Annotated in this window: 23 protein-coding genes; all 23 read left to right on the top strand. The window is 59.2% G+C overall.

Annotated elements, in window-relative coordinates:
- The first annotated feature begins 4 nt into the window (after nt 1-4).
- The 23 genes from rpoC to rplF all read left to right on the top strand — a co-directional run bounded on the left by rpoC (nt 5) and on the right by rplF (nt 15,797).
- Nucleotides 5-3,496: a DNA-directed RNA polymerase subunit beta' gene (rpoC, locus tag TAMC210_RS06940; protein ID WP_173298039.1), complete on the top strand. Its 3,492-nt coding sequence runs from the start codon at nt 5-7 to the stop codon at nt 3,494-3,496.
- 38 nt (nt 3,497-3,534) lie between these two features.
- Nucleotides 3,535-3,786, top strand: coding sequence for a ribosomal L7Ae/L30e/S12e/Gadd45 family protein (locus TAMC210_RS06935; RefSeq protein ID WP_173298038.1), 252 nt, complete (start codon nt 3,535-3,537; stop codon nt 3,784-3,786).
- A 27-nt stretch (nt 3,787-3,813) separates the two neighbouring features.
- Complete coding sequence (gene rpsL, locus TAMC210_RS06930) at nt 3,814-4,188, top strand: 30S ribosomal protein S12 (protein WP_173298037.1); 375 nt, start codon at nt 3,814-3,816, stop codon at nt 4,186-4,188.
- A 45-nt stretch (nt 4,189-4,233) separates the two neighbouring features.
- Nucleotides 4,234-4,704, top strand: a complete 471-nt coding sequence (gene rpsG / locus TAMC210_RS06925; RefSeq protein WP_173298036.1) for a 30S ribosomal protein S7 — start codon at nt 4,234-4,236, stop codon at nt 4,702-4,704.
- A gap of 85 nt (nt 4,705-4,789) precedes the next feature.
- On the top strand, nt 4,790-6,868 hold the full coding sequence (gene fusA, locus TAMC210_RS06920) for an elongation factor G (RefSeq protein WP_173298035.1): 2,079 nt from the start codon (nt 4,790-4,792) through the stop codon (nt 6,866-6,868).
- Nucleotides 6,869-6,959: 91 nt separating this feature from the next.
- Nucleotides 6,960-8,162, top strand: a complete 1,203-nt coding sequence (gene tuf, locus TAMC210_RS06915; RefSeq protein WP_173298034.1) for an elongation factor Tu — start codon at nt 6,960-6,962, stop codon at nt 8,160-8,162.
- Nucleotides 8,163-8,256: 94 nt separating this feature from the next.
- Nucleotides 8,257-8,565, top strand: coding sequence for a 30S ribosomal protein S10 (rpsJ, locus tag TAMC210_RS06910; protein ID WP_173298033.1), 309 nt, complete (start codon nt 8,257-8,259; stop codon nt 8,563-8,565).
- 14 nt (nt 8,566-8,579) lie between these two features.
- Nucleotides 8,580-9,209, top strand: coding sequence for a 50S ribosomal protein L3 (rplC, locus tag TAMC210_RS06905; RefSeq protein ID WP_173298032.1), 630 nt, complete (start codon nt 8,580-8,582; stop codon nt 9,207-9,209).
- A gap of 7 nt (nt 9,210-9,216) precedes the next feature.
- Complete coding sequence (gene rplD, locus TAMC210_RS06900) at nt 9,217-9,843, top strand: 50S ribosomal protein L4 (RefSeq protein ID WP_173298031.1); 627 nt, start codon at nt 9,217-9,219, stop codon at nt 9,841-9,843.
- Nucleotides 9,844-10,134, top strand: a complete 291-nt coding sequence (rplW, locus tag TAMC210_RS06895) for a 50S ribosomal protein L23 (protein WP_173298030.1) — start codon at nt 9,844-9,846, stop codon at nt 10,132-10,134.
- A gap of 20 nt (nt 10,135-10,154) precedes the next feature.
- Nucleotides 10,155-10,979, top strand: a complete 825-nt coding sequence (gene rplB, locus TAMC210_RS06890) for a 50S ribosomal protein L2 (protein ID WP_173298029.1) — start codon at nt 10,155-10,157, stop codon at nt 10,977-10,979.
- Nucleotides 10,980-10,999: 20 nt separating this feature from the next.
- On the top strand, nt 11,000-11,284 hold the full coding sequence (gene rpsS, locus TAMC210_RS06885) for a 30S ribosomal protein S19 (protein ID WP_173298028.1): 285 nt from the start codon (nt 11,000-11,002) through the stop codon (nt 11,282-11,284).
- 19 nt (nt 11,285-11,303) lie between these two features.
- Nucleotides 11,304-11,642 (top strand): 50S ribosomal protein L22, encoded by a 339-nt coding sequence (gene rplV, locus TAMC210_RS06880; protein WP_173298027.1) that lies wholly within the window; start codon nt 11,304-11,306, stop codon nt 11,640-11,642.
- A 4-nt stretch (nt 11,643-11,646) separates the two neighbouring features.
- Nucleotides 11,647-12,342: a 30S ribosomal protein S3 gene (gene rpsC, locus TAMC210_RS06875; RefSeq protein ID WP_173298026.1), complete on the top strand. Its 696-nt coding sequence runs from the start codon at nt 11,647-11,649 to the stop codon at nt 12,340-12,342.
- Nucleotides 12,320-12,757, top strand: a complete 438-nt coding sequence (gene rplP, locus TAMC210_RS06870) for a 50S ribosomal protein L16 (protein ID WP_173298025.1) — start codon at nt 12,320-12,322, stop codon at nt 12,755-12,757. The genes rpsC and rplP overlap by 23 nt, the downstream gene beginning before the upstream one ends.
- Nucleotides 12,744-12,950 carry a 50S ribosomal protein L29 gene (gene rpmC / locus TAMC210_RS06865; RefSeq protein WP_173298024.1) on the top strand — a complete coding sequence of 69 codons (207 nt, stop codon included), beginning with the start codon at nt 12,744-12,746 and terminating at the stop codon, nt 12,948-12,950. The genes rplP and rpmC overlap by 14 nt, the downstream gene beginning before the upstream one ends.
- A 23-nt stretch (nt 12,951-12,973) precedes the next feature.
- The gene (gene rpsQ / locus TAMC210_RS06860; protein WP_173298023.1) at nt 12,974-13,246 is read left to right on the top strand and encodes a 30S ribosomal protein S17; all 273 of its coding nucleotides are present in this window, start codon (nt 12,974-12,976) and stop codon (nt 13,244-13,246) included.
- A 42-nt stretch (nt 13,247-13,288) separates the two neighbouring features.
- A complete protein-coding gene (gene rplN / locus TAMC210_RS06855; RefSeq protein ID WP_173298022.1) occupies nt 13,289-13,657 on the top strand; it encodes a 50S ribosomal protein L14 in 369 nt (122 codons plus the stop codon).
- A gap of 27 nt (nt 13,658-13,684) precedes the next feature.
- The gene (rplX, locus tag TAMC210_RS06850) at nt 13,685-14,011 is read left to right on the top strand and encodes a 50S ribosomal protein L24 (protein ID WP_373996439.1); all 327 of its coding nucleotides are present in this window, start codon (nt 13,685-13,687) and stop codon (nt 14,009-14,011) included.
- A 29-nt stretch (nt 14,012-14,040) separates the two neighbouring features.
- On the top strand, nt 14,041-14,583 hold the full coding sequence (gene rplE / locus TAMC210_RS06845; protein ID WP_173298184.1) for a 50S ribosomal protein L5: 543 nt from the start codon (nt 14,041-14,043) through the stop codon (nt 14,581-14,583).
- A gap of 16 nt (nt 14,584-14,599) precedes the next feature.
- A complete protein-coding gene (locus tag TAMC210_RS06840) occupies nt 14,600-14,785 on the top strand; it encodes a type Z 30S ribosomal protein S14 (protein ID WP_173298021.1) in 186 nt (61 codons plus the stop codon).
- A 40-nt stretch (nt 14,786-14,825) separates the two neighbouring features.
- Nucleotides 14,826-15,218, top strand: a complete 393-nt coding sequence (gene rpsH, locus TAMC210_RS06835; RefSeq protein ID WP_173298183.1) for a 30S ribosomal protein S8 — start codon at nt 14,826-14,828, stop codon at nt 15,216-15,218.
- 15 nt (nt 15,219-15,233) lie between these two features.
- Nucleotides 15,234-15,797, top strand: a complete 564-nt coding sequence (rplF, locus tag TAMC210_RS06830) for a 50S ribosomal protein L6 (RefSeq protein ID WP_173298020.1) — start codon at nt 15,234-15,236, stop codon at nt 15,795-15,797.
- Nucleotides 15,798-15,811: the final 14 nt, after the last annotated feature.

Raw genomic sequence — 15,811 nt, 5'->3', positions numbered from 1 at the left:
CCGTGTGCTGGATGTAAGCAATTTCGAGCGTATGCGCATTGCCCTGGCCTCCCCGGAGCAGATCCGGGCCTGGTCCAGCGGGGAAGTAAAAAAGCCGGAAACCATTAATTACCGGACCTTGAAGCCGGAGCGCGACGGCCTCTTCTGCGAGCGCATCTTCGGTCCTACCCGGGACTGGGAGTGCCACTGCGGTAAGTACAAGAGGGTGCGCTACAAGGGAGTAGTGTGTGACCGCTGCGGCGTAGAGGTTACCCGGTCCAAGGTCCGGCGGGAGCGCCTGGGCCATATCGAACTGGCGGCCCCTGTATCCCACATATGGTATTTCAAGGGTATTCCCAGCCGCATGGGGCTCCTCCTGGATATGTCCCCCAGGTCCCTGGAGCGGGTGCTTTACTTCGTATCATATATTGTAATCGACCCCGGGGACACGGGGTTGACCAAGAAACAGCTTCTCTCCGAAGCCGAATACCGGGAGTGGCGCGAACGCTGCGAACGCGAGGGCAAGAGATTTAAGGCCGGCATGGGCGCCGAGGCCATTAAAGAGCTCCTTATGGAGATCGACCTCGACAAGCTGGCCGAAGAACTCAGACAGGAGCTCAAGGAGAGCACCGGCCAGCGACGGATAAGGGCCATCAGGAGGCTGGAGGTGGTGGAAGCCTTCCGCCAGTCCGGCAACCGGCCGGAGTGGATGATTCTGGATGTCATCCCGGTTATCCCGCCGGAACTCAGGCCCATGGTCCAGCTGGACGGCGGCCGCTTTGCCACCTCGGACTTAAACGATCTCTACCGCCGGGTCATCAACCGGAATAACCGGTTGAAGAGGCTGCTGGACCTGGGAGCCCCGGACATCATAGTGCGCAATGAAAAACGCATGCTCCAGGAAGCGGTCGATGCCCTCATCGACAACGGCCGCCGGGGCCGGCCGGTGACGGGGCCGGGCAACCGCCCATTAAAGTCTTTAAGCGACATGCTCAAAGGTAAGCAGGGTCGCTTCCGGCAGAACCTGCTGGGCAAGCGGGTGGATTATTCCGGCCGTTCGGTCATTGTGGTGGGGCCGGAGCTTAAAATGCACCAGTGCGGTCTGCCCAAAGAGATGGCCCTGGAGCTCTTCAAGCCCTTCGTCATGAAGAGGCTGGTGGACAAGGGATTTGCCCACAACATTAAGAGCGCCAAGCGCATGGTGGAGCGGGTACGCAATGAGGTCTGGGACGTCCTGGAGGAGGTTATTAAGGAACATCCCGTACTGCTGAACAGGGCTCCCACCTTGCACCGTTTGGGCATTCAGGCCTTTGAGCCGGTGCTGGTAGAGGGGCGGGCCATCCAGATACACCCCCTGGTCTGCACGGCTTACAATGCGGACTTCGACGGCGACCAGATGGCCGTTCACGTGCCCCTGTCGGCCGAGGCCCAGGCAGAAGCCCGTCTACTAATGCTGGCCAGCAATAATATTTTGAATCCCAAGGACGGCCGGCCGGTGGTGACTCCAACCCAGGATATCGTCCTGGGAGTTTATTGGTTGACGGTAGCCCGGCCCGGCGCCAAGGGGGAGGGTCGGGCCTTTGCCAGCTACGAAGAGGCTTACCTGGCCTATTTAAACAAGGTTATCGACCTCCACGCCCTAATTAAGGTCCGGATGGAAGACGGCAAACTGATGGAGACCACCATAGGCCGCCTGATCTTCAACAAGGAGGTTCCCATTCCCCAAGAGCTCGGCTTTTACAACTGTGAAGTAGGTAAGAAGCAGCTCGGCGAGATTGTGGCCCGCTGCTACCGGGAACTGGGCACCGCGGCCACGGCGCAGATGCTCGACGGGATGAAGCGGCTGGGCTTCCATTACTCTACCCTGGCCGGCATAACCATCGGCCTGGAAGACATCGCGGTGCCGGAGGAGAAACAGAGCATTATTCGGGAGACGGAAGAAGAAGTAGAGAAGGTCGATATGCAGTACCGCCGCGGCCTCATCAGCGAGGAGGAACGTTACCAGAAGGTCATCCGGCTGTGGAACGAGGCCACCGATCGGGTTACCAGCTGTCTAGTAGAGAAGATGGATAAGTTTAACCCGGTGTTCATGATGGCCAACTCCGGCGCCCGCGGCAACATCCAGCAGATCCGGCAGCTGGCCGGTATGCGGGGCCTCATGGCCGATCCCTCCGGCCGTATCATCGATATGCCCATCAAGGCCAACTTCCGCGAAGGATTGACGGTGCTGGAATACTTCATTTCCACCCACGGAGCGCGTAAGGGGTTGGCCGATACCGCCCTGCGCACGGCAGACTCCGGCTATCTTACCCGCCGCCTGGTGGATGTGGCCCAGGACGTTATTGTGCGAGAAGAGGACTGCGGTACGGAGGAAGGCATCGAGATTGAGGAGCTGCGGGAGGGCAGCGAGGTCATCGAAAAGCTGGGAGAGCGGATACTGGGCCGGTATGCCGCCCGGGACATCGTCCACCCTGCAACGGGTGAGATTCTCGTCAAAAGAGATGAGGAGATCGACGAGGAGGCCGTAGAGGCCATTCTGGCGGCCGGGATCAAGAAGGTACCCGTCCGCTCCGTCCTCACCTGCCAGACCCGTTACGGTGTCTGCTGCAAGTGCTACGGCCGCAACCTGGCCACCGGCCAGCCGGTCGAGATAGGTGAAGCCGTGGGCATAATTGCCGCCCAGTCCATAGGTGAGCCCGGCACCCAGCTGACCATGAGAACCTTCCATACCGGAGGGGTGGCTGGTGAGGACATCACCCAGGGCTTACCCCGGGTGGAGGAGCTCTTTGAAGCCCGCAAGCCCAAGGGGCAGGCCGTCATCGCCGAAGCAGCCGGTGTGGTACACATCCACGAAATCAAAGGCCGGCGGGAGATAGAGCTTACCGCCGACAACGGCGAGCGCTATACCTACCAGGTGCCCTTCGGGTCCCGCCTGCGGGTGGAAGAAGGGCAGCGGGTAGAGCCCGGGGACGAGCTCACGGAAGGTTCGGTTAACCCCCACGACCTCCTGAGGGTGAAGGGTGTGCGCGGCGTACAGCTATACCTGTTGCGGGAGGTACAGCGGGTCTACCGCATGCAGGGGGTGGAGATTAACGATAAGCATATCGAGATCATGATCCGCCAGATGTTGCGCAAGGTTAAGGTCGAGGATCCGGGGGATACCGCCCTCTTGCCCGGCGGCCTGATCGATGCTTTCGAGTTTATGGAGGCCAACGAAAAAGTGAGGGCCGCGGGCGGGAAGCCGGCTACGGCGCGGCCGGTGCTCTTGGGCATCACCAAGGCTTCCCTGACTACCGACTCCTTCCTCTCCGCGGCTTCCTTCCAGGAGACTACCAGGGTGCTGACCGAAGCGGCGGTTAAGGGGAAGGTGGATCCCCTCATGGGCTTAAAGGAAAACGTGATTATCGGCAAGCTTATCCCGGCGGGCACCGGTATGGCCCGGTACCGGCAGATCAAGGTGGTCTGTCCGGAGCAGGAGGAAGGCATGGCCGGTGTTGACTCTGCGGCTGGAAAATGATAATATATCAAGCGTGTGACTTTTAGGAGGGTCGAGAGATGTCCTGCGAGCGCATACGGGCAGCCCGCAAGAAGACGGTGGGTACCAAGCAGACCATGAAAGCCGTGCAAAAAGGGAATGCTCGGGTGGTTTTTGTGGCGCGGGATGCCGAGGCTCATGTAACCGAGCCTTTGCTGGCCCTCTGCCGAGAAAAAGGCGTTGAAGTCGTTATGGTAGATTCCATGCAGGAGCTGGGCCGGGCCTGCGGCATTGAAGTGGGTTCGGCCTCGGCTGCCATCCTTGAGGAATAGACGGCTGGGGAAGGAGGTGGGAAGAACATGCCGACAGTACAGCAGCTGGTACGTGAGGCCCGCCGGCAGGTGGAGAAGAAGTCATCGGCACCGGCCCTTAAAGGAGCTCCCCAGCGGCGCGGGGTGTGCACGCGGGTTTATACTACTACGCCCAAAAAGCCCAACTCCGCCCTGCGCAAGGTGGCCCGCGTACGCCTAACTAACGGCATTGAGGTTACCGCCTACATCCCCGGCATTGGCCATAACCTCCAGGAGCACTCGGTCGTGCTGGTCAGGGGAGGCAGGGTAAAGGACCTGCCGGGCGTACGATACCATATCATTCGCGGCACTCTGGACGCCGCCGGGGTCCAGAACCGGCGCCAGGGCCGTTCCAAGTACGGGGCCAAGCGTCCCAAGAGCTGAACCACAGTGGGAAAAGGGATATCTGATTAGGAGGAGGGATAGAAGGTGCCGCGAAGGGGAAGGGTACCCCGGCGGGAAGTAGAGCCGGATCCCGTGTACGGGAGTACCAAGGTAACCAAGCTCATCAACCAAGTTATGCTGGATGGCAAAAAATCGCTGGCTCAAAAGATTTGCTATGGAGCCTTTGATATAATCAGGGAAAAAACCGGCAAAGATCCGTTGGAAGTCTTTGAGCAGGCCTTGATGAACGTAATGCCGGTGTTGGAGACAAGGGCGCGCAGGGTGGGCGGCGCTAACTATCAGGTGCCGGTGGAAGTCCGGCCCGAAAGGCGCCAGACCCTGGGCATTCGCTGGATTGTGAATTACGCTCGGGCGCGCAGCGGGAAGAGCATGCAGGAAAAATTGGCTGCCGAACTCCTTGATGCGGCCAATAATACGGGCGGTGCGGTGAAGAAGAAGGAAGATACCCACAAGATGGCTGAAGCCAACCGAGCCTTTGCCCATTACCGGTGGTAGCTGCGGGGGTCAGGGGCCCAGGTGCAACGGGGTCCTCCTTTCGGAGCCCGGAGGCCTGCAACCTGATAGGAAAGGGTGATAAAGGATGCCGCGCGAATACCCACTCGAAAAGACCAGAAACATCGGGATCATGGCTCACATCGATGCCGGTAAAACCACCACGACCGAGAGGATCCTTTTCTACACCGGGCGGGTACACCGGATGGGTGAGGTTCACGAAGGTACGGCTACCATGGACTGGATGGTCCAGGAGCAGGAACGGGGCATTACCATTACGTCGGCGGCTACCACCTGCTTCTGGCGCGATTGTCGTATTAACATTATAGACACGCCAGGCCACGTGGACTTCACCGTAGAAGTGGAGAGGTCCCTGAGGGTCCTGGACGGGTCGGTGGCCATCTTCTGTGCCGTTGGGGGGGTGGAGCCCCAGTCGGAAACGGTGTGGCGGCAGGCCGACAAGTACGGTGTGCCCCGGATCGCCTATGTGAATAAGATGGACCGGGTAGGAGCCGATTTCTTCCGAGTGGTAGGCCAGATTGCGGAACGCCTGGGCGCAACGCCGGTTCCCATTCAGCTTCCCATCGGCGCGGAGGATAATTTCCGGGGCATTGTGGACCTGGTGCGCATGAAGGCCGTGGTTTACACCGACGAACTGGGGACGACCATGGAGGAGCAGCCCATTCCTCCGGAGATGGCCGACAGGGTGGCCGAGTACCGGGAAAAGCTGCTGGAGGCAGTGGCGGAAAGCGACGAAGAACTCATGCTTAAATACCTGGAAGGTGAGGAACTGTCGGAGGAGGAAATCAAGGCCGGCATCCGCAAGGCCACCATTGCGTTAAAAATGGTGCCGGTTCTCTGCGGCTCATCCTTCAAGAACAAGGGCGTGCAGCCCTTGCTGGACGCCATTGTGGATTACCTGCCGGCGCCCACCGATATACCCGCTATCCGCGGCGTGGATCCGGAGACGGGGGAAGAGGACCGGCGGCGCTCCAGCGACAGCGAACCCTTTTCGGCCCTGGCCTTTAAAATCATGGCCGATCCCTATGTGGGCAAGCTGACCTTTATCCGCGTCTACTCGGGAACCCTTTCTTCCGGCTCTTATGTGTATAATTCCACCAAGGGCCGCCGGGAGCGCATTGGTCGGATCTTGCGCATGCACGCCAACCATCGGGAGGAGGTGGGCGAGGCCTTTGCCGGCGACATCGTTGCCGCCGTGGGCCTGAGGTTCACCACCACCGGTGATACCCTGTGCGACGAGGAACACCCCATTGTGCTGGAGGCCATGCAGTTCCCGGAGCCGGTTATCTCCGTAGCCATCGAGCCCAAAACTAAGGCCGACCAGGAGAAGCTGAGCCTGGCTCTGCAGAAGCTGGCGGAAGAAGACCCTACCTTCCGCATGCATACCGATCCGGAAACCGGGCAGACCATCATCTCGGGCATGGGAGAGCTGCACCTGGAGATTATTGTGGATCGGCTGGTGCGGGAGTTCAAAGTAGGGGCCAACGTAGGCAAGCCCCAGGTGGCCTATAAAGAGACCATCCGCAAGGCCGTCAAGGCGGAGGGCAAGTATATCCGCCAGTCGGGCGGCCGCGGCCAGTACGGCCATGTGGTCCTGGAACTGGAACCCCTGGAGCCGGGCAAGGGCTACGAATTCGTCAGCAAAATCGTCGGCGGAGTGGTGCCCAAAGAGTACATCCCGGCGGTGGACGCCGGGGTACGGGAAGCTATGGAAACCGGTGTCCTGGCAGGGTATCCCTTGGTGGACATCCGGGCCGTCTTGGTAGACGGCTCCTACCACGAGGTAGACTCCTCGGAAATGGCCTTCAAAATTGCGGCTTCCCAGGCCCTTAAGGAGGGGGTAAAAAAGGCCGATCCGGTCCTTTTGGAACCCATCATGAAAGTGGAGGTTACCGTCCCGGAAGAGTATATGGGAGACGTTATCGGCGATATCAACGCCCGCCGGGGACGGATCGAGGGCCTAGAGCCGCGGGGCGGGACCGAGGTAATCCGCGGCTACGTACCCCTGGCCGAGATGTTCGGCTATGCCACGGATCTCCGCTCCCGCACCCAGGGCCGGGGAACCTATGTTATGCAGTTTTCCCATTACAGCGAAGTACCCCAGAATCTGGCCGAGGAGATTATTAAGAGGCAGCGGGGGATGTAATCCCCCGGGCCTTAAACCCCGGCGGCCTGGCCTGCCGGGGGACTGATACTTAATAAATCAAACTAATTCAGTTTAGTAAGGAGGCAAAGGGATGGCGAAGCAGAAATTTGAGCGCAAGAAGCCGCATGTGAATGTAGGGACGATAGGGCACGTAGACCATGGGAAGACGACGTTGACGGCGGCGATAACGTTCTGTTTATCGAAGGTAGGCGGGGCGGTGCCCACGGCGTACGACCAGATCGACAAGGCGCCGGAGGAGCGGGAGCGGGGGATCACCGTAGCCACGGCGCACGTAGAGTACGAGACAGAGAAGAGGCACTATGCCCACGTAGACTGTCCTGGTCATGCGGACTATGTGAAGAACATGATCACCGGGGCGGCGCAGATGGACGGGGCGATACTGGTAGTATCGGCGGCGGACGGGCCGATGCCGCAGACGCGGGAGCACATACTTTTAGCGCGTCAGGTAGGGGTACCGTATATAGTAGTCTTTTTAAACAAAGTGGACATGGTAGACGACCCTGAGCTTTTGGAACTGGTAGAGATGGAAGTACGGGAGCTATTGAGCGAGTATGAATTTCCTGGGGACGAGATACCGGTAGTAGCGGGTTCGGCGTTAAAGGCCATGGAATGCGGATGTGGGAAGAGGGAATGCGAGTGGTGCGGTAAGATATGGGAGTTAATGGACGCAGTAGACGAATACGTACCGACGCCGGAGCGGGACGTTGACAAGCCTTTCTTGATGCCGATAGAGGACGTATTTAGCATAACGGGGCGCGGCACAGTAACGACTGGGCGAGTGGAGCGCGGGAAAGTGAAAGTAGGGGACGAAGTAGAGATAATCGGGTTGCGGGACGAGATCCGGAAGACGGTAGTGACCGGGGTAGAGATGTTCCGGAAGATATTGGACGAGGCGGTAGCAGGGGACAACATAGGTACCCTGCTGCGCGGGGTAGAGCGTCGGGAAGTAGAGCGTGGGATGGTGCTGGCGAAGCCTGGGAGCATCAAGCCCCATACGAAATTTGAGGCGGAGGTATATGTTCTAACGAAGGAGGAGGGGGGTCGGCACACGCCGTTTTTCAACGGGTACCGGCCGCAGTTTTACTTTCGGACGACGGATGTAACGGGGGTAGTGAAGCTGCCGGAGGGAGTAGAGATGGTCATGCCTGGGGATAACATCCGGATGAGCATCGAGCTGATCACCCCCATTGCCATTGAAGAAGGGTTAAGGTTTGCCATCCGGGAGGGCGGCCGTACCGTCGGCGCCGGCGTGGTAACCAAGATACTGGAGTAGATATAACGCGGGGATATGTCCGGCCGGACTCTAAAGAAGGGCATATCCCCCATTTTGAGATGTCGGGCAACCTACGAGGGAGGTAAGCAGGCCCATGGCCAGACAAAAAATCCGCATCCGCCTCAAGGCCTTCGATCACCGGGTTCTGGACCAGTCATCCCAGAGGATAGTGGAGACGGCCAGGCGCACCGGTGCTGTAGTTTCCGGCCCCATCCCCCTGCCGACTAAACGGAGCGTTTTTACGGTCTTGCGTTCACCCCACGTGAATAAAGATTCCCGGGAGCAGTTCCAGATGTGCATTCACAAGCGGCTCATCGATATCCTGGAGCCAACACCCAAGACCATCGACGCCCTGATGCGCCTAGATCTCCCGGCCGGGGTGGACATTGAGATCAAGCTGTAGGGGGTTTGGTTCGCGTGCAGAAGGGTATCCTAGGAAGGAAACTGGGCATGACCCAGGTTTTTGACGAGGCAGGCCGCGTTGTGCCGGCTACCGTCATCCAGGCAGGCCCCTGCGTGGTCGTCCAGAAAAAGACCGTGGAAAGGGACGGGTATGAGGCTCTACAGGTGGGCTTTGAGCCCATCCCTGAAAGCCGGGTCAATAAGCCCCTGCGGGGTCATTTTGCCCGGGCTAAGGTTAAGCCCTTCCGGTTCCTCCGGGAGCTCCGCCTGGCCAATACCGCCGAATACCAGGTCGGCCAGGAAATCAGGGCGGATATCTTCCAGCCGGGAGACCACGTGGATGTGACGGGTATTTCCAAAGGCAAGGGCTTTGCCGGGGGAATTAAACGGCACGGTTTCCGGCGGGGGCCCATGGCCCACGGTTCCAAGTATCACCGGCGCCCCGGCTCTCTGGCGGCCAAGGGGCCGGCACGGGTTTTCAAAGGCCGGAAACTACCGGGGCGCACGGGCGGCGAAAGGGTAACGGTTTTGAATCTGGAGGTAATCAAGAGCGATCCCGAACGCAACCTCTTGCTGGTCAAGGGGGCAGTGCCCGGACCGCGCCGCGGCCTTCTAATCATTAAGAACTCAGTGAAGGGGGACTAAAAGACCTATGCCCAAGGTGGCGGTATATAATACCCAGGGCCAGCAGGTGGGCGAAATGGAATTGGACGACCGCGTCTTCGGGATAGAGGTTAACGAAGCCGCCCTCCATGAAGCCGTAGTCGCGCACCTCGCCGCTAGGCGGAGGGGTACTGCGGACACCAAGACCAGGTCTGAGGTCCGCGGCGGCGGGCGCAAACCCTGGAGGCAGAAGGGCACCGGCCGCGCCCGGGTAGGGACTATTCGGTCGCCCCTCTGGCGAGGGGGAGGCGTGGTGTTCGGGCCCCGGCCGCGGGACTTCGGCTATAAGCTGCCCAAGAAGGTTCGGCGGCTGGCCTTGCGCTCGGCCCTTTCGGCCAAAGTCCAGGAGGGGAATCTTATCGTCCTGGAAGGTCTCGCCCTTTCCCGGCCGCGGACCAAGGATATGGTGGGAATTCTTAAGGCCCTCCGTCTGGAGGAAGATAAGGCCCTGATAGTAACGGCCGACAAGGATAGGAACGTAGAGCTCTCCGCCCGCAATCTTCCGGGGGTAACGCTGGTGCCTTCCCAGAACATCAATGTTTACGATATTCTGGCCCACAACAAGCTGGTCATCACCCGGGATGCTGTGGAGCGGGTGCAGGAGGTGCTTGCCTAAATGCGCGCTCCTCAGGACATCGTAATCGCACCACTGATTACGGAGAAAACTACCAATCTCATGGCTGATAATAAGTACACCTTTATCGTGGCCCGGGATGCTAATAAAATCGAGATCAAGCACGCCATTGAGAAGCTGTTTAACGTCAAAGTCCTTAAGGTTAATACCCTGCCGGACCGGGGCAAGCTCCGGCGGATGGGACGGTTCCAGGGCCGCCAGCCCGACCGCAAGAAAGCTATTGTGACCCTGGCGCCCGGGCAGAAGATCCCCGTTTTTGAAGGGTTGGAGTAGGAAAAGGAGAGTAGGGTACGATGGCTATCAAGAAGTTTAAACCAACCTCGCCCGGACGGCGGCAGATGACGGTTTCCACCTTTGCCGAAATTACGGCGACGGAGCCGGAAAAATCCCTCCTGGTGCCCCTGACCAAAACCGGCGGCCGCAACAACCAGGGACGCATTACGGTACGGCACCGGGGAGGGGGTCATAAGCGGCTGTACCGCCTTATCGATTTTAAACGCGATAAGGACGGCATACCCGGCCGCGTGGCCACCATTGAATACGATCCCAACCGCTCGGCCAATATAGCCCTCATCCATTATGCGGACGGCGAGAAGCGCTACATCCTGGCGCCGGAGAACTTAAGGGTGGGAGACGTAATTTACTCGGGTCCCCAGGCGGACATTAAAGTGGGGAATGCCCTGCCGCTGCGCAACATCCCGGTAGGCACCTTGGTCCACAATGTAGAACTGAAGCCCGGCCGGGGAGGGCAGATAGTGCGCTCGGCGGGTTCGGCCGCCCAGGTTATGGCCAAGGAAGGGGATTACGCCCAGCTGCGCCTCCCCTCAGGGGAGATACGCATGGTGCACCTGGACTGCCGGGCAACCATCGGCCAGGTCGGCAACCTGGACCACGAGAACATCACCATCGGCAAGGCCGGCCGGTCGCGGTGGCTGGGTATCCGGCCCACGGTGCGCGGAGTGGTTATGAACCCGGTGGACCACCCCCATGGCGGAGGTGAGGGCAAGTCGCCCATCGGCCGGCATCCTGTAACACCGTGGGGCAAGCCCGCCCTGGGTGTTAAAACAAGAAAGAAACACAAGCCTTCGGATAAACTCATCGTAAAGCGGCGCAAATAGAGGCCAAAGGGGGTTAAAGAATGGGGAGGTCCTTGAAAAAGGGGCCCTATTGCGACCCAAAACTCCTCCGACGTATTATGGAAATGAACGAGAAGGGGGAAAAGCGGGTCATCAAGACCTGGTCCCGGCGCTCGACCATTATGCCGGAAATGGTGGGCCATACCATAGCCGTGCATGACGGCCGCAAACATGTGCCCATCTACATTACGGAGGACATGGTGGGGCATAAACTAGGGGAGTTCGCTCCCACCCGTGTATTCCGAGGCCACGGTGCCCATACCGAGCGGTCTACAGCGTTGAAGTAATCTGGGAGGTTAGGAATAAATGGAAGCTAGAGCTGTGGCAAGATATATCCGTATATCCCCGCGTCGGGCGCGGCAGGTCATCGACCTCATCCGGGGGAAGACTGTGCGGGAAGCGGAAGCCATCCTCTGGGCCACACCCAAGAGGGCGTCCAGTATCATTGCCAAGGTTCTGAAGTCCGCCGTGGCCAATGCCGAGCACAACTATAACCTGGATCGGGATAAGCTGGTGGTTACTAAAGCCTATGTGGATGAAGGCCCGACCTGGAAACGCTACCGGCCGCGGGCCTTGGGCCGGGCCGACCTGCGCCGGAAAAGGACCAGCCACATTACCGTGGTGGTAGCAGAAAAGGAGGATTGATTAAGTGGGGCAAAAAGTTCACCCTAAAGGCCTGCGCCTCGGCATAATACGCGATTGGGACGCCCGCTGGTACGCCGGCAAGGAGTATAAGGAACTTCTGCATGAGGACTTAAAGATACGCAAGTTCATCAAAGAACGCCTTTATCAGGCGGGCGTTTCGACCATCGAAATCGAGCGGGCGGCTAACCGGCTTAGAGTGACCATTCACACGGCCAAACCCGGGGTGGTCATCGGCCGCGGGGGAGCCGAAGTGGAGAACCTCAGGCAGCAGCTCGAGAGGATGACCGGCAAGCAGGTAAACCTGAATATAGCGGAGGTCAAAAAGCCCGAGCTGGATGCCCAGCTGGTGGCCGAGAACGTGGCGGCCCAGCTGGAGAAGCGCGTGGCCTTCCGCCGGGCCATGAAGCAGGCCGTGGGCCGGGCCATGCGCATGGGGGCCGAGGGGATCAAGATCGCCGTGTCGGGCCGGCTGGCCGGGGCGGAGATCGCCCGAACTGAATGGTACAGCGAAGGCAAAGTGCCCCTTCATACCCTGAGGGCAGATATCGACTACGGCTTTGCCGAGGCGAACACCACCTACGGCAAGATCGGGGTCAAGGTTTGGATTTTCCGGGGTGAGGTCTTACCCGAGAAGGTGCAGACAAGAGCTAAAGGCACGATAGGGGGACGTACGACCAATGCTGATGCCAAAGAGGGTTAAGTGGCGCAAACCCCACCGGCCGGATACCCGGGGCAAGGCCGGCAAGGGCACAGAGGTCACCTTCGGCGACTACGGCCTCATGGCTTTGGAGCCGGCTTGGATTACCAGCCAGCAGATCGAGGCTGCCCGCGTGGCCATCACCCGTTTTATTCGGCGCGGTGGTAAGATATGGATTCGCATTTTCCCCGACAGGCCCATTACGGCCAAACCCGCTGAGACCCGTATGGGCAGCGGCAAAGGTTCGCCCGAACTCTGGGTAGCCGTGGTAAAGCCAGGCCGCATTCTTTTCGAGCTGGGCGGGGTCCCCGAGGAGGTGGCGCGGGAGGCCATGCGTCTGGCCTCGCACAAGCTGCCCATTAAGACGAGGTTTGTAACGCGGGTAGGATTGGATGGTGAGGTCCATGAAAGCGAGTGAGCTCCGCGAACTGAGCACGGAAGAGCTGGCGCGCAAAGTTTTAGACTGGAAGCAGGAGCTTTTCAATTTGCGCTTCCAGCAGGCGACCGGGCAGCTGGACAATCCCATGAGGCTGCGGGAGGTGCGGCGCAATATCGCCCGGGCCAAGACCATCTTGCGGGAAAGGGAGCTTAAGGAGCGCCGCCAGGCTTGACGGCCGGCTTTTAAACAGCTGCAATGGGGAGGTTCGGCAACTTGGAGAGAGGAAGGCGCAAGACCCGGGTGGGCCGGGTGGTCAGCGATAAGATGGATAAGACCGTGGTGGTAGCGGTAGAAAGCTTCGAACGCCACCCGCTGCTGGGCAAGACCATCCGCCGGACCAGGAAATTCAAGGCCCACGATGAAGAAAACCAGTACCGGGTGGGAGATAAGGTGCGCATCATGGAGACCCGGCCCTTAAGCAAGGAGAAGAGGTGGCGGGTGGTCGAACTTATCGAGCGTCCCGAGTAACGTTTTGGCGCGATAGGCTAGCCGGGAAGGAGGTAGTAAGCGGTGATCCAGCAACAGTCCATCCTCAAAGTCGGTGATAATACCGGGGCTAAGAAGATAATGTGCATTCGCGTCCTCGGCGGGTCCAAACGCCGCTACGCCTCCGTGGGGGACGTTATTATAGCTTCGGTTAAAGAGGCCACCCCCGGAGGCGTGGTTAAAAAGGGAGATGTCGTGCGGGCGGTGGTGGTCCGCACCCGGAAACCCATAAGGCGCGAGGACGGTTCCTATATCCGCTTTAATGAGAACGCGGCAGTGATCATTAACGAGCAGGGTAATCCCCGCGGAACCCGTATCTTTGGCCCGGTAGCCCGAGAGCTGAGGGAGAAGGACTTTATGAGAATCATCTCCTTAGCGCCAGAGGTGCTATAGGCAGCCAGCAAGCGAGGTGATGGCGACGTGACGCGGCCTAAGGTGCATGTCCGCAAGGGCGACACCGTAGTGGTTATAGCCGGAAAGGATAAGGGCAAGAAGGGCAAGGTCCTCCGAGTCATTCCCTCGGAACAACGGGTAATTGTGGAGGGAGTGAATAAAGTAAAGAGGCACATGCGGCCCAATCCCCAACTCCAGCAGGGCGGCATTATTGAGAAGGAGGCGCCCCTGCACAGCAGCAACGTTATGCTGGTCTGCACTAAGTGCGACCGGCCTACAAGGATCGGGCGGCGGATCTTGGCCGACGGCCGAAAGGTCCGCGTATGTAAGAAGTGCGGTGAGGTCATTGACTAGCGTGAAGGTAGGGGGTGAGCCCCGTGACGGTGGCAAGATTGAAGGAGAAATATCTTAAGGATATCCGTCCGGCCATGCAGACCAAATTCGGCTACCGCAACATTATGGAGATACCACGGCTGGAAAAGATAGTGGTAAACATGGGCATCGGAGAAGCCACCCAGAACCCTAAGGCCCTGGACGGGGCGGTGGAGGACCTGATGGCCATTACCGGCCAGAGGCCGGTGGTGACGAGGGCCAAAAAATCCATTGCGGCCTTTAAGTTGCGCAAAGGTAACAAGATCGGGTGCAAGGTCACCCTACGGGGAGACCGGATGTATGAGTTTCTGGATCGCCTCATCAACGTGGCCTTGCCCAGGGTGCGGGATTTCAAGGGTGTATCGCCCAATTCCTTCGACGGCCGGGGCAACTATACCCTGGGCCTGCGGGAACAGCTCATCTTTCCCGAAATAGATTACGACAAGATCGACCAGGTGCGCGGCATGGATATTACCGTAGTGACCACGGCCAAGACGGACGAGGAGGCCCGGGAATTGCTGCGCCTTTTCGGAATGCCCTTCCGGGAGAGTTAACAAAAGGGGGACCAACATGGCCAAGAAGAGCATGATCGCCAAACAGCAGCGAAAGCCCAAATTTCGGGTGCGCGCCTACAACCGTTGTCGGCGTTGTGGTCGGCCTCGAGCTTACTTGCGGAAGTTCGGGCTTTGCCGCATCTGCTTCCGCGAGTTGGCCCATAGGGGGGAGCTTCCCGGCATTACCAAAGCCAGCTGGTAAGCCCGGGCATAGCAAGGAAGGGGGTAGCTATAAACCAATGATGACGGATCCCATTGCCGATTTCCTCACCCGCATCCGCAACGCCAATCTAGCCTATCACGAGAAAGTGGAGGTCCCGGCCTCCCGGGTTAAGCGGGCCATGGCCGAGATCCTCAAGAACGAAGGATACATCAAGGACTATGAGTATATTGAAGACGGCAAGCAAGGGATATTGCGGATCTACCTTAAGTACGGGCCCAACCGGGAAAGGGTCATCACGGGACTGAAGCGCATCAGCCGGCCCGGCCTGAGGATTTATGCCAAGAAGGACCAGCTCCCGCGGGTTTTAGGGGGGTTGGGGATAGCCCTCATCTCCACCTCCAAAGGCATTATGACGGACAGGCAAGCCAGGCGGGAAGGGCTGGGCGGTGAAGTAATCTGTTATATCTGGTAGGTGGGGTGGTTTCAGGTGTCGCGCGTAGGTAAAATGCCGGTGAAGATACCGGCCGGAGTGGAAGTGAAGATCGAGGGCAACACCGTTACGGTAAAAGGCCCTAAAGGAGAGCTGACCCGGACCTTCCCGGATCCCATATCCATCACCCGGGAAGGAGATGTCCTGAAGGTAAACCGTCCTTCCGACGCTAAACCCCACCGGGCCCTGCACGGCCTCTCGCGAGCCCTCCTAAACAATATGGTGGAGGGGGTAACGAAGGGCTTCCAAAAGAACCTGGAGCTGGTAGGCGTCGGCTACCGGGCCTCCAAACAGGGGCGGAAGCTGGTCTTAAGCGTGGGATATTCCCACCCGGTGGAAATCGAGCCGCCGGCCGGCCTGGAGATAGAGGTACCCGCGCCGACCAAAATAATCGTAAAGGGTATTGACAAGGAAGCCGTAGGAACCCTGGCCGCCAACATCCGGTCGGTGCGGGAGCCGGAACCCTACAAGGGCAAAGGGATCAGATACGAAAACGAGCAAGTGCGCCTCAAAGTGGGTAAGGCGGGCGCCAAAGGCGGCGGTAAGGGCGGCAAGAAATAGGGGGTAAAGGCCTG

Source organism: Thermanaeromonas sp. C210 (assembly GCF_013167955.1).
Lineage (GTDB): Bacteria > Bacillota > DSM-521 > Neomoorellales > Neomoorellaceae > UBA12545.
This window is presented reverse-complemented; position numbering and strand designations above follow the sequence as displayed.